10 protein-coding genes and 1 pseudogene are annotated in these 13,509 nt (G+C 68.5%); 8 read left to right on the forward strand and 3 right to left on the reverse strand.

All coding sequences use genetic code 11. The annotated features are described in order from the left end of the window. The 4 genes from secF (at position 1) to MKCMC460_RS12285 (ending at position 6,025) form a co-directional block, all read left to right on the forward strand. Positions 1 to 1,362, forward strand: a complete 1,362-nt coding sequence (gene secF / locus MKCMC460_RS12270) for a protein translocase subunit SecF (protein WP_236976178.1) — start codon at positions 1 to 3, stop codon at positions 1,360 to 1,362. A 4-nt stretch (positions 1,363 to 1,366) separates the two neighbouring features. Continuing rightward, positions 1,367 to 3,019, forward strand: coding sequence for an ABC transporter substrate-binding protein (locus MKCMC460_RS12275; RefSeq protein ID WP_238305777.1), 1,653 nt, complete (start codon positions 1,367 to 1,369; stop codon positions 3,017 to 3,019). Between the two features lie 29 nt (positions 3,020 to 3,048). After that, positions 3,049 to 3,555, forward strand: a complete 507-nt coding sequence (locus MKCMC460_RS12280; protein WP_370653169.1) for an adenine phosphoribosyltransferase — start codon at positions 3,049 to 3,051, stop codon at positions 3,553 to 3,555. Positions 3,556 to 3,664: 109 nt separating this feature from the next. Continuing rightward, entirely contained in the window at positions 3,665 to 6,025 is a 2,361-nt protein-coding gene (locus tag MKCMC460_RS12285) for a bifunctional (p)ppGpp synthetase/guanosine-3',5'-bis(diphosphate) 3'-pyrophosphohydrolase (protein ID WP_236976175.1), read from the forward strand. Between the two features lie 15 nt (positions 6,026 to 6,040). Here the strand turns inward: MKCMC460_RS12285 and MKCMC460_RS12290 are convergent, their stop codons facing one another. Both MKCMC460_RS12290 and MKCMC460_RS12295 read right to left on the reverse strand, forming a co-directional pair. Next, positions 6,041 to 7,171 carry a serine/threonine-protein kinase gene (locus MKCMC460_RS12290; protein WP_370653118.1) on the reverse strand — a complete coding sequence of 377 codons (1,131 nt, stop codon included), beginning with the start codon at positions 7,169 to 7,171 and terminating at the stop codon, positions 6,041 to 6,043. Between the two features lie 32 nt (positions 7,172 to 7,203). Beyond that, positions 7,204 to 8,109 (reverse strand): peptidylprolyl isomerase, encoded by a 906-nt coding sequence (locus tag MKCMC460_RS12295; RefSeq protein ID WP_236976174.1) that lies wholly within the window; start codon positions 8,107 to 8,109, stop codon positions 7,204 to 7,206. Between the two features lie 44 nt (positions 8,110 to 8,153). Here MKCMC460_RS12295 and MKCMC460_RS12300 point away from each other — a divergent pair, with 44 nt between their 5' ends. From MKCMC460_RS12300 to MKCMC460_RS12310, 3 genes are all read left to right on the forward strand, one after another. Continuing rightward, positions 8,154 to 8,816, forward strand: coding sequence for an MBL fold metallo-hydrolase (locus MKCMC460_RS12300; RefSeq protein ID WP_236976171.1), 663 nt, complete (start codon positions 8,154 to 8,156; stop codon positions 8,814 to 8,816). Beyond that, positions 8,813 to 10,072 carry a histidine--tRNA ligase gene (hisS, locus tag MKCMC460_RS12305; RefSeq protein WP_236976169.1) on the forward strand — a complete coding sequence of 420 codons (1,260 nt, stop codon included), beginning with the start codon at positions 8,813 to 8,815 and terminating at the stop codon, positions 10,070 to 10,072. Before MKCMC460_RS12300 ends, hisS begins: the two co-directional genes overlap by 4 nt. 258 nt (positions 10,073 to 10,330) lie before the next feature. Beyond that, positions 10,331 to 11,371 carry an Rv2578c family radical SAM protein gene (locus MKCMC460_RS12310; RefSeq protein WP_236976167.1) on the forward strand — a complete coding sequence of 347 codons (1,041 nt, stop codon included), beginning with the start codon at positions 10,331 to 10,333 and terminating at the stop codon, positions 11,369 to 11,371. Here the strand turns inward: MKCMC460_RS12310 and MKCMC460_RS12315 are convergent. Then, a pseudogene (locus MKCMC460_RS12315) lies at positions 11,368 to 12,935 on the reverse strand (purple acid phosphatase family protein). The gene MKCMC460_RS12310 and the pseudogene MKCMC460_RS12315 sit on opposite strands and share 4 nt — an antisense overlap. 63 nt (positions 12,936 to 12,998) lie before the next feature. Between MKCMC460_RS12315 and MKCMC460_RS12320 the strand changes: the two are divergent. Next, positions 12,999 to 13,442: a hypothetical protein gene (locus MKCMC460_RS12320; RefSeq protein WP_236976163.1), complete on the forward strand. Its 444-nt coding sequence runs from the start codon at positions 12,999 to 13,001 to the stop codon at positions 13,440 to 13,442. The last annotated feature ends 67 nt before the right edge of the window (positions 13,443 to 13,509 follow it).

A 13,509-nucleotide genomic window follows, 5' to 3' on the forward strand; every position in this document is an offset into this window, starting at 1 on the left:
ATGGTATCCAAACCCAAAGCCAGTGTCGGGACCAAGAAGGCCACGTCCACAAAGGCGGCAGCCGACGCTGAGGCAACCACCGTCGCCGTCGAACTGACCGACAGCGGCGCGGACCCCGCCGCCGGGCCCAAACACAGCTTCCTGTCCCGGCTCTACACCGGGACGGGTGCGTTCGAGGTGGTCGGCCGCCGCAAACTCTGGTACGGCGTCAGCGGTGCGATCATGGCGATCGCGGTGCTGGCCATCCTGATCCGGGGCTTCACATTCGGCATCGACTTCAAGGGCGGCACCACGGTGTCGATGCCCTCCGACGGCGTCCACGGCACCGTCCAGGTCACCCAGGTGCAGGACGTGTTCAAGAACGCGATCGGCAAGGACCCGGAATCGGTGGTCACCGTCGGCAAGGGTTCGTCGGCCACGGTGCAGATCCGCTCGGAACACCTGACCAACGAGCAGACCGAGAAGCTGCGTAACGCCCTGTTCGACGCGTTCGGTCCCAAAGGCTCCGACCACAAGCCCAACAAGAACGCGATCAGCGACGCGGCGGTGTCCTCCACCTGGGGCGGCCAGATCACCAAGAAGGCGATCATCGCCCTGGCGGTGTTCCTGGCGCTGGTCGCCGTCTACATCACCGTGCGCTACGAGCGCTACATGACGATCGCCGCGCTGGCGGCCATGGTCTTCGACATCACCGTCACCGCCGGTGTGTATGCGCTGGTTGGTTTCGAAGTCACCCCGGCGACGGTGATCGGGTTGCTGACCATTCTGGGCTTTTCGATCTATGACACGGTCATCGTGTTCGACAAGGTCGAGGAGAACACCCAGGGCTTCCAGCACACCACCCGCCGCACCTTCGCCGAGCAGGCGAACCTGGCCGTCAACCAGACCTTCATGCGCTCGATCAACACCAGCCTGATCTCGGTGCTTCCGGTGTTGGCGTTGATGGTGGTGGCGGTGTGGCTGCTCGGTGTCGGCACACTCAAGGACCTGGCGCTGGTCCAGTTGATCGGCATCATCGTCGGCACCTATTCGTCGATCTTCTTCGCCACACCGCTGCTGGTCACCCTGCGGGAACGCACCGAACTGGTGCGCACCCACACCAAGCGGGTGCTGCGGCGGCGCGGCCCGGTGACGACTCCGGAAAAGACGACCCCGCAGAAGACGACCCCGGAGAAGGCGACCGCCGAGAACCCGTCGGCGCAACCGTCCGACGACGACGCCACCGAAGAGGTCACCGCGGCCAAGGCCGTCGAGCTCACCAAGCCGACGGCGACGAGCAGCAAGCCGGCCCCCGGTGCGCGGCCGATACGTCCCACCGGCACCCGGCGTCCCACCGGCAAGCGAAACGTCGGTAAGCGGTAGCCGCATGGCCACCCGGTGTCGCTTGCGAAAAGCCTTGGTGGCCACCGGTGTTGCTGCTTTGCTGGCGGCATCGGGCCTGACCGCGTGTTCGGGCAGCGCCGCCAACCAGATCGACTACGTGGTCGACGGCGCGCTGTCCACCTACAACACCAACACCTCCATCGGTTTCGCCTCCGCCGGCGCGCAGGCGTTCGCCCGCACGCTGACCGGATTCGGCTACCACGGACCCGAGGGGCAGGTGGTCGCCGACCACGACTTCGGCACCATCTCGGTGGTGGGCGGGTCGCCGCTGGTGCTCGACTACCAGATCGCCGACAACGCCGTCTACTCCGACGGCAAGCCAGTGACCTGCGACGATCTGGTGCTGGCCTGGGCGGCCCAATCCGGACGCTTCGCCGGGTTCGACGCGGCGACGCAGGCCGGCTACGTCGATATCGCCAACGTCGAGTGCACGCCCGGCCAGAAGAAGGCCCGTGTGTCGTTCATCCCGGACCGCGGTGTCGTCGACTACACCCAACTGTTCACCGCCACCTCGATGATGCCGTCGCACGTCATCTCCGACACGCTGGGCACCGACATCACCACCGCGCTGCAGAACAACAAGGTGTCGGTGGTGGAACAGGTTGCGCGACTGTGGAATTCGACCTGGGACCTGCGACCCGGTGTCGACGCCAAGCACTTCCCCTCGTCCGGTCCGTACAAGATCGAGCGGGTCCTGGACGGCGGCGCGGTGGTGCTGGTGGCCAACGACAAATGGTGGGGCGCCAAGCCGATCACCAAGCGGATCACGGTATGGCCGCAGGGCGGCGACATCCAGGACCGGGTCAACAACCGCCGGGTCGACGTGGTCGACGTGGCGGCCGGATCGTCGGGAGCGCTGGCCACCCCGGACGGCTATCAGAGCGCCGACTCCCCGTCGGGGGGCATCGAGCAGCTGATCTTCGCCCCGCAGGGCGCGCTGGCTGCGGTGCCCGCCCGTCGCGCGTTCGCCTTCTGCACGCCCCGCGATGCGATCGCCCGCGACGCCGGTGTGCCGATAGCCAACTCGCGACTGTCCCCGGCGACCGAGGACGCCCTGGCCGCGGCCGACGGCACCAACGAGGCCGCCCCGTTCGGCAAGGCCGACCCGAAAGCCGCCCGCGATGCACTGCGCGGTGCCCCCCTGACGGTGCGGATCGGCTACCGCGGCCCCAACGCCCGGCTGGCGGCCACCGTCGGGTCCATCGCCGCGTCGTGCGCACCCGCCGGCATCACCGTGACGAACGTGACGCTGGACACCTCGGGACCGCAGGCGCTGCGGGACTCGAAGATCGACGTGCTGCTGGCCAGCACCGGCGGAGCCCCCGGCAGCGGTTCCACCGGGTCGTCGGCGATGGACGCCTACGCGCTGCACGGCGGCAACGGAAACAACCTGTCCGGTTACGCCAACCCGCAGATCGACGGGATCATCGGTGCGCTGGCGGTCTCGGCCGACCCGGCCGAGCGGGCCCGGCTGCTCGCCGAAGGCGCACCCATCCTGTGGGGCGACATGCCGACGTTGCCGCTGTACCGGCAGCAGCGCACCTTGTTGATGTCGAAGAAGATGTTCGCCGTGGGCCGCAACCCCACCCGGTGGGGTGCGGGCTGGAACATGGACCGATGGGCGCTGGTCCAGTGAGTCGCGGCGAAACGGCCGACGTCGCGGCCATGATCGACGCGATGACCCGCAAGGTCGCCGACTTCCCCGAGCCGGGCGTGCAGTTCAAGGACCTCACCCCGGTGTTCGCCGACCGGGTGGCGATGGCCGCCATCACCGAGGCGCTGGCCGAGGTGGCCGCCGGAGCGGACCTGGTGGCCGGCATCGACTCGCGCGGCTTCCTGCTTGCCGCCGCCGTCGCCACCCGGCTGCGCACCGGGGTGCTGGCCATCCGCAAGGGGGGCAAGCTGCCGCCCCCGGTGCTCAGCGAGGACTATCAGCGCGAATACGGCGCGGCCACCATCGAAATCCCCGCCGACGGAATCGAGTTGGCCGGTCGAAGCGTTGTGATCATCGACGACGTGCTGGCCACCGGGGGCAGTGTCGGCGCTGCGCGGCGGCTGCTGGAACGCAGCGGCGCTGAAGTTCCCGGTGCGGCGGTGGTCATCGAGCTTCCCGCGCTGGGCGGCCGCCAGGCGGTGGCGCCGCTGCCGGTGCACAGCCTCAGCCGCGCTTGACTTCCGCTTTTCGCCGCGAACCTAACCTGGTGGCGATTTGCGGCCCGCAGTTTCTCAGTGTCGTTACGCTCGCGAACGACAGATATCCTCTAAGACGGAGGTGACCAACGTGGCGGACGAACAGAGCACGCTGCAAGCTGCCGCGCCCCCCACCGAACCGCTGCCGGTCACCGAGGTACCCGAGCCGCCGGCCGAACCACTCAAGACCACCAGCAGCGCGTCCCGTCGGGTCCGGGCTCGGCTGGCCCGGCGGATGACAGCGCGCAGCAGCGCCATCAACCCCGTGCTCGAGCCGCTGGTGGCGGTGCACCGCGAGGTCTACCCGAAGGCCGACCTGTCGATACTGCAGCGTGCCTACGAAGTCGCCGATCAGCGGCACGCCAGCCAGATGCGGCACTCCGGGGACCCCTACATCACCCACCCCCTGGCCGTCGCCAACATCCTGGCCGAGCTGGGCATGGACACCACCACGCTGGTGGCCGCGCTGCTGCACGACACCGTCGAAGACACCGGCTACACCATCGAGGCGCTGTCCGAGGAGTTCGGCGAGGAGGTCGGCCACCTTGTCGACGGGGTGACCAAGCTGGACCGCGTGGTGCTGGGCAGCGCCGCCGAGGGCGAGACCATCCGCAAGATGATCACCGCGATGGCCCGGGACCCGCGGGTGTTGGTGATCAAGGTGGCCGACCGGCTGCACAACATGCGCACCATGCGATTCCTGCCCCCGGAGAAGCAGGCCCGCAAAGCCCGCGAGACGCTGGAAGTCATTGCGCCCCTTGCCCACCGGCTCGGTATGGCCAGTGTCAAATGGGAGCTGGAGGACTTGGCCTTCGCCATCCTGCATCCCAAGAAGTACGAGGAGATCGTGCGGCTGGTCGCCGGCCGCGCCCCGTCCCGCGACACCTACCTGGCCAAGGTGCGCGCCGAGATCACCTCGACGCTGAGCGCCTCGAAGATCAAGGCGACGGTGGAGAGCCGGCCAAAGCACTACTGGTCGATCTACCAGAAGATGATCGTCAAGGGCCGCGACTTCGACGACATCCACGACCTGGTCGGAATCCGCATCCTGTGCGACGAGATCCGGGACTGCTATGCCGCTGTGGGCGTAGTGCATTCGCTGTGGCAGCCGATGGCCGGACGTTTCAAGGACTACATCGCCCAGCCCCGCTACGGCGTGTACCAGTCGCTGCACACCACGGTCGTCGGGCCCGAGGGCAAGCCGCTGGAGGTGCAGATCCGCACCCGCGACATGCACCACACCGCAGAATTCGGTATCGCCGCGCACTGGCGCTACAAAGAAACCAAGGGGCGCAACGGAGTTCCGCATCCCAACACCGCCGCCGAGATCGACGACATGGCCTGGATGCGTCAGCTCCTCGACTGGCAGCGGGAAGCCGCCGACCCCGGCGAATTCCTGGAGTCGTTGCGTTACGACCTTGCGGTACAAGAGATCTTCGTGTTCTCCCCGAAGGGCGACGTGTTCACGCTGCCGGCCGGTTCCACGCCGGTGGACTTCGCCTACGCCGTGCACACCGAGGTCGGCCACCGCTGCATCGGCGCCCGGGTCAACGGCCGCCTGGTGGCGTTGGAACGCAAACTCGAAAACGGAGAAGTCGTCGAGGTTTTCACCTCCAAGGCGCTCAACGCCGGGCCGTCGCGGGACTGGCAACAGTTCGTGGTGTCGCCGCGGGCCAAGACCAAGATCCGGCAGTGGTTCGCCAAGGAACGCCGGGAAGAGGCGCTCGAGGCCGGCAAAGAGGCCATCTCCCGCGAGGTCCGCCGCGGCGGACTTCCGTTGCAGCGCTTGGTCAATGGCGGGTCGATGGCCGCGGTGGCCAACGAGCTGCACTACACCGACGTGTCGGCCATGTACACCGCGATCGGGGAGGGGCATGTCTCGGCGCGGCACGTGGTGCAGCGACTGCTGGCCGAACTCGGCGGCATCGACCAGGCCGAGGAGGAACTGGCCGAACGGTCCACGCCGGCGACCATGCCGCGGCGCCCGCGCAGCACCGAGGACGTCGGCGTGTCGGTCCCCGGCGCCCCGGGCGTGCTGACCAAGCTGGCCAAGTGCTGCACACCGGTGCCGGGCGATCAGATCATGGGCTTCGTCACCCGCGGCGGCGGGGTCAGCGTGCACCGCACCGACTGCACCAACGCCGCATCCCTGCAGCAGCAGGCCGAGCGCATCATCGAGGTGTTGTGGGCGCCGTCGCCGTCGTCGGTGTTCCTGGTGGCGATCCAGGTGGAGGCCCTCGACCGGCACCGGCTGCTGTCGGACGTGACAAGGGTGCTGGCCGACGAGAAGGTGAACATCCTGTCGGCGTCGGTCACCACCTCCGGTGACCGGGTGGCGATCAGCCGGTTCACCTTCGAGATGGGCGACCCCAAGCACCTGGGGCATCTGCTGAACGTGGTGCGCAACGTCGAGGGCGTCTACGACGTGTACCGGGTGACGTCCGCGTCCTGAGGCTTCCTCACGCGCTTACGGCGTTTCGGTCGGCTCCGTTGTGACGGTGGTCGTCACCGTCGTCGGCTCCGGGGTGTCGGACGTTTCGGGGGACTCGCTGCTGGTCACGCTGGTCGGGCTGGTCGTAGTGACCGGTGTCGGCTTGTCCGGGGGCGTGTCGTCGCCGCCGGCGAAGAACGCCACCGCCGCAGCCACCAGGACCAGCGTCAAGCCCGAGCCGGCGACGGTCGCGATCAGCGCGGCGCGACTGCCCGCCTTGACCGGCGCGGGTGAGCCGCCCGGCGGTGTGTCCGGCGGCGGCGGGGGTAGCGCAGGCAACGTCAACGCGGCCCCGCCCAGCGCCGCCCGGGCAGCGTCGGCGAGTTCGGTCACCGTCTGATACCGCGCGTCCGGATCCTTGGCCAGCGCCCGCGCGACCACCGCGTCGAAGGCCGGCGGCACGTCGGGGCACACGGCCGTCGGGCGCGGCGGAGGGGTGTAGAGGTGCGCGGAGATCAGCTCTTCGTACGAGTCTCCGGGAAACGGCCGGACGCCGGTCAGGCACTCGTAGAGCACACAGCCCAGGCCGTACACGTCGGCGCGGGAATCCGTTATGCCCCTGAATCTTTCGGGTGCCAGGTAGGCCAGGGTGCCCATCGTCTGCCCGGTGTTGGTCAGCGCCGTGTCGGTGCTGGCCCGGGCCAGCCCGAAGTCGATCAGGTAGACGAAATCCCGGGCATGGGCGACCAAAATGTTGGACGGCTTGACGTCGCGGTGCACCAGTCCGGCGTGGTGCGCGCTCTCCAGGGCCGCCGCCGTCTGATCGATGATCGCCACCGTCTGCGCCGGTGTCAGCCGGCCGCCCTTCTCGGCGATGAACTTCACCAGGTCGCGGCCGTCGACCAGACGCATGTCCACATACAGGCGCCCGTCGATTTCGCCGAAGCTGTGGATGGGCACCACGTGCGGATCGCTCAGGCTGGCCGCGGTGCGGGCCTCGCGGCGGAACCGGTGCTGAAACTCCTTGTCTTCGATCAGGTGCGGGGGCAGCAACTTGATGGCCACGACGCGGTCGGTCTGGGTGTCGTACGCGCGGTAGACCTGACCCATGCCGCCGCGCCCCAGCAACCCCTGCAACTGGTAGCGACCGAATGAGCTCTCGGTCACGAGCCTCCTCCCAGTCAGCCGCGGGTGTAGGGCTAGTCGAGCAACAGCGACGTGATCGTCACGTCCTGGGCAGGCGGTCCGTCTGGGCCGCCGCCGGCCACACCCCCTGCGGCGATTTTGTCCAGGGTAGCCAGCCCGTCGTCCTGGATCTTGCCGAAGACCGTGTATTCCGGCGGCAGCGCCGAGTCGCGGTAGACCAGGAAGAATTGGCTGCTGTTGGTGTCGGGTCCGGCGTTGGCCATGGCCAGCGTGCCGCGCGGATAGATCACCGGCTGCTTGAGCTTGGGATCGTTGGCCGGGAACTGGTTGGTGGGGTACTCGTTGGCGAATTGGTAACCCGGGCCGCCGGTGCCGTCGCCCTTGGGGTCGCCGCACTGCAGCACCGACAGCGACGGCGACGTCGTCAACCGGTGGCACTTGGTGTCCTTGAAGAAGTTCTGGTTGGCCAGGCTGGCGAAACTATTGACCGTGCACGGGGATTCGTTGTTGGCCAGCATCAGGCCGACCTTGCCCTGGCTCGTCATCATGCTGGCGCTGATCTGAGCGGGCTCGGTCGGGACCTTGCCGGTGCGCGGCGGCTTCGCCGGCTTGGCGGCCGGCGCGGCCTTGTCCGCGGGGTACTGGCAGTTGGCGCCCAGGTTGGCCGGGGCCTTGAACGGCGGCATCGGCACGGCGCCGCTGAGGTCGACGGGCGGCAGGTTGGTGGCGGCCGACCCGGACGTCGCGCTGCTGGGCGTGGTCGACGCCGACGGCTTGCCTTTGTGATCGTCCTTGCTGACGACGATGGCGACCACCACCGCCGCAACGACGGCCACCGCGGCGACCGCGGCGCCGGCGATCGTCAGGATGCGTCGCCGCTTGGCCTGCTGGGCGCGGCGTTCCTGCTGTCGCTCGAGTTTGCGCTTGGCGGCTTCGCGTCGCTGCTTGTTCGTTGGCACGGCCGCTATCTTTGCACGGCTGCGGGGATGGGAAACTGAGCACCGTGTTGATCACCGGATTTCCTGCCGGACTGCTGCAGTGCAATTGCTACGTACTGGCCGAGCGGCCGGGCGCCGACGCCATCATCGTCGACCCCGGCCAGCGTGCTTTCGGCCAGCTGCGCCGCATCCTGGACAAGAATCGGCTGACCCCGGCCGCGGTGCTGATCACCCACGGCCACATCGACCACATCTGGTCCGCGCAGAAGGTGTCCGACACGTTCGGCTGCCCCACCTACATCCATCCGGAAGACCGGTTCATGCTCGCCGACCCGATCTACGGGTTCGGTCCGCGGGCGGCGCAACTGGTCGCCGGCGCATTCTTCCGCGAGCCCAAGCAGGTGGTTGAGCTGGACCGCGACGGCGACAAGATCGACCTCGGTGGGATTTCGGTCAACGTCGATCACACCCCGGGGCACACCCGCGGGTCGGTGTGCTTCCGGGTGGTTGCCGACACGGACCGGGTGTTCACCGGCGACACGTTGTTCGAGCGGTCCATCGGTCGCACCGACCTGTTCGGCGGCAGCGGGCGGGACCTGCTGCGTTCGATCGTCGACAAACTGCTGGTGCTCGACGACAAGACCGTGGTCCTGCCGGGCCACGGCAACCCGACCACCATCGGCGCCGAGCGCCGCTTCAACCCGTTCCTCGAAGGTTTGAGCCCGTGACCGAATTCGTGGCACCCAAGGGGGTGCCGGACTACTTCCCGCCGGACTCCGCTGATTTTGTGGCGGTGCGCGACGGGCTGCTCGGGTCGGCCCGGCGTGCCGGATACGGCCACATCGAGCTGCCGATCTTCGAGGACACCGCGCTGTTCGCCCGCGGCGTGGGCGAATCCACCGATGTGGTGTCCAAGGAGATGTACACCTTCGCCGACCGCGGCGACCGCTCGGTGACGTTGCGGCCCGAGGGCACCGCCGGGGTGGTGCGCGCGGTCATCGAGCACGGTCTGGACCGCGGCGGGCTGCCGGTGAAATTGGCCTACGCGGGGCCGTTCTTCCGCTACGAGCGCCCACAGGCCGGGCGCTACCGGCAGCTGCAGCAGGTGGGTGTCGAGGCGATCGGCGTCGACGACCCGGCACTGGACGCTGAGGTGATCGCCGTGGCCGACGCCGGCTTCCGGTCGCTGGGGCTGGACGGGTTCCGGCTGGAGATCACCTCGCTGGGCGACGACAGTTGCCGGCCCCAGTATCGGGAACTGTTGCAGGACTTCCTGTTCGGGCTGGACCTGGATGAGGAGACCCGGCGCCGCGCGGAGATCAACCCGCTGCGGGTGTTGGATGACAAGCGTCCCGCGGTCAAGGCGATGACGGCGGACGCGCCGGTGTTGCTCGATCACCTCTCCGATGCGGCCAAGGCGCACTTCGACACCGTGCTGTCGCACCTGGATGCCCTCGGGGTGCCCTACGTGGTGAACCCGCGCATGGTGCGCGGCCTGGACTACTACACCAAGACCACTTTCGAGTTCGTGCACGACGGGCTGGGGGCGCAGTCCGGCATCGGCGGCGGCGGCCGCTACGACGGGCTGATGCGCCAGTTGGGTGGACAGGACCTGTCCGGCATCGGGTTCGGGCTCGGCGTGGACCGCACGCTGCTGGCGCTGCGGGCCGAGGGCAAGAGCGTGGGGTCGACGGCGCGCTGCGAGGTGTTCGGAGTGCCGCTGAGCGAGGCGGCCAAGCTGCGGCTGGCGGTGCTGGCCGGCGAACTGCGGGCCGCCGGCGTGCGCGTCGACCTGGCCTATGGCGACCGGGGGCTCAAGGGCGCGATGCGCGCGGCCGATCGCTCCGGCGCGCGGTTTGCGCTGGTGGCGGGGGATCGGGATCTGGACGCCGGCACGGTCGGGGTGAAGGACCTCGCGTCGGGGGAGCAGGTGTCGGTGCCGGTGGACGCGGTGGTCGCCGAGGTGCTGTCGCGCCTGACCTGACGCGCGCTGCTTGCGCCGCAGCGCTTCTCCCGCGAGCGTCCTGCCCCCTACTCAAGCCAGCCGTCCTGTCCCGTCTCCCGCGGGCCGTCCTGCCTCGAGCGTCCTCATATGTACGGTAAGTCGGCCTCGCGAACGGCATTTTGGGGCCCGTCGCGGCGAAGGGCGAAGGGCGAACGGCGAAGGACGCGAAGGCAGGGGCGCCGGCGGTCCGGGGCCGCCCTCTTGACGCGACTATCGAACAATTGTTCGAATAGGGGTATGCGCTGGGCCGGCCAAACGATAGCTGTCAACGGTTCCCCCGTCGATTCTCCGCAGGACGACGGCGCGCTGCCCGGCCTGCAGCGGATCGGCTTCGTCCGCAGCGTGCGAGTGCCGCAGTTCGAGGGCATGACGTTCCACGAGGTGCTGTGCAAGTCCGCGCTGAACAAGGTGCCCAATGCGGCCGCCCTGCCCTTCCGGTACACCGTCAACGGCTACCGTGGCTGCTCGCACGCCTGCCGCTACTGCTTTGCCCGCCCCACCCACGAATACCTGGACTTCGACTCCGGTGCCGACTTCGACACCCAGGTCGTGGTCAAGACCAACGTCGCCGAGGTACTGCGCCGCGAACTCGCAAGACCGTCGTGGCAGCGCGAAACCGTCGCACTGGGCACCAACACCGACCCCTACCAGCGCGCCGAGGGGCGGTACGCGCTGATGCCCGGCATCATCACCGCTCTCGCAGCCTCCGGGACACCACTGTCGATCCTGACCAAGGGAACGCTGCTGCGCCGCGACCTCAAGCTGATCACCGAAGCGGCCCAACAGGTTCCGGTGTCGGTGTCGGTATCGCTGGCGGTAGGTGATGCCGAACTGCACCGCGACGTCGAGCCGGGTACGCCCACGCCGCAGGCACGGCTGGCGCTGATCTCCGCGATTCGCGAGGCCAATCTGGCCTGCCACGTGATGGTGGCGCCGGTGCTGCCGCACCTCACCGATTCGGTCGAGCACCTCGATGACCTGCTGGGCCGGATCGCGGCCGCCGGCGCGACCGGCGTGACGGTTTTCGGTCTGCATCTGCGCGGCTCGACCCGCCAATGGTTCATGTCCTGGCTGGCCCGCGCGCATCCCGAACTGGTAAGCCGCTATCGCGAGTTGTACCGCCGCAGCGCATATCTGCCGCAGACCTACCGCGACATGCTGCGCGACCGCGCCCGGCCGTTGGCGGCGAAGTACCGGCTAAGCGGCGACCACCGGCTGACGACGCCGGCCGTAGTAGCAACGACAATGCCCGGGCCCGTCCAACAGACCCTGTTTTAACCGCGGGGCTTGGTCAAAGTGAACTGATCCACCGCCCGCGTCGCGCCGTAGGGTCCCGTCACCACGTGGTACGTCGCCTTGATCGACGTCGACCCGCCGGAAACGCCCGGGTCGACGTCGAAAGCCACGAAACCGTACGGATTGTCGCGGTCCCGAAACGCCGACCACGGCGCATCCTCCATCACGTAGATCGGCGGCTTTCGCCCGACGGCAGGATCGAATTCCCCCACCCCCGTGATCACCTGGCACCGCAGGTCGGGGAAGAACAGCCCATTGGTCGGTCGCGACGTGCCGCCCCCGCCGATGACGACGTGCACCGTTCCCCGGGTGACGTCGATGACGTCGCTGCGGGTGTCGACGGGGATCGGCGTGCGGGTGTCGGTGCCCATCGTGCCGCGCAACGGATGGGACCGCTCGTAGTGGTGCTCGTGTCCGCACAGCACCAGATCGACGTGGTACTGGTCGAACAGCGGCAGCCATTCCTGGCGGATCCCCAGGTCGGCGCCGTTGCCCTTGGCGGTCGAGATCGCCGTCTGGTGCATGCAGATCACCACCCAGTCGATCCCGGGATCTCGCCGAGCCGCGTCCAGTTCGGCTGCAAGCCAACGCTTTTGCGCGCCACCGGAATAGCCGTGAATGTAGGAGTTGCCGCCGTCCTGATAGGCGATGTCGTCATTGTTCAGGCTGATCACGCGCACCGAGCCGGCGGTGAACGAATACCACAGTCCGCGTAGTTCGGCGTCGGCGCCGGAATCGGGCACCGTGAAGTACGTCTGGTAGGCGCCGTAACCGACTGGGCCGTTGCCTAATTCGTTCTCGTGGTTGCCCGCCGCGGGCATCCACGGCCGGTGCCGGGCCGAGCGGGAGTTGTTGACGAACCAGTCCGACCAGGTGCGGATCCGGTCGTGGGCCAAGTTGGCGTAACACAGGTCGCCGTTGACCAGGTTGAACAGCGGCGCCATCCGTTCGATGGCCGCGGTGGTGTCGCCGGCCGCGGGGGAGCCGATGTTGTCGCTGATGTAGGTCCCGTCGGACAACCGGCCCAGGGCAGGCGTCGACTGGTCACCGAAACTGGTGAAGCGGAACGGTTTTCGGCCGGACGGTGCGGTCCTGATGGAGCCGAGTTCGGGCGTGGCGCCGTCGTGCACGGCGGCATAGATGTAGTCGGTATCGGGGGTCAGGCCGGTGAGCCGAGCATGGTTGACGCGAACTTCGTTGCCCGACTTGGCATCCCGATACGTGCGGGTTTCGGCGGCCACGCCGGTACCCAGGCCGCCGGTGGGCGTGCCCAACAGCACGCGCGGGTTGTGTACCGCATCCGTGCTGTGCCAGGAGACCACTACTTCGGTGGCGGCGTCGCGGCCGAACTGCAGATGCAGACCACCCACCGGCGGGGCGCCGGTGCGGTCGGGCCGAACCCAGACCCCCGGTGATTTCGACCAGAGCAGCGCGGCGCCGCCCACCCCGGCGCCGGCCCCGAGCACCGCCGCCGCTGCCCCGGTACCCAGCAGCGCGCGCCGGCTGACGCCAGCTTGTTCCGGGTCGTCGGTCATGGCTGCTTCATACCGCAACCGGGTGAACACCGACGTAACTAGGTGCGGGTAACGAATCCGGTAGCGTTTCCGATATGACGAACGTGCGAAAAAGCGTGAGCGCGGTTGCGGCAGCGTCTGCGGCGACGATCGCCGTGGCCTTCGCAGTGCTGCAGATGCCGGCGACCGCGCACGCGGACGGTCACCAGGTCACCTACACCGTTACCGCCACCGGCGAACTGACCGGCAACGTGCGCTACATCACCACCGATCCGCCCAGCCAGGCGGCTTTCGACGCGAACTCGTCGCAGTTTCTGACCACCGTGCCGGTGTCGTTCAGCCCCGGCACGCCGCTGGTGTACACCGCGACCCTGACCAACCCCAACCAGTGGGCGTTCGTCAACGCCAGCGGCGGCTGCCACTGGCCCAACTGCGGGTCGGGCACTCCCGAACTGCACTGCGAAATCGCCGTCGACGGCCAGGTAGTGGTGAATCAAACCGCGACCACCGGCGTGACCTGCTCGACGCGGCCCTGGTAGCCGTTTTCAGCGACGGTGTTTCGGCGTGGATGACCACGACGACCTCGGCCGGCCGGGTCCCCTGCTC

Origin of the sequence: Mycobacterium sp. 20KCMC460 (assembly GCF_022179425.1) — a bacterium.
GTDB classification, from domain to species: Bacteria; Actinomycetota; Actinomycetes; order Mycobacteriales; family Mycobacteriaceae; genus Mycobacterium; species Mycobacterium kiyosense.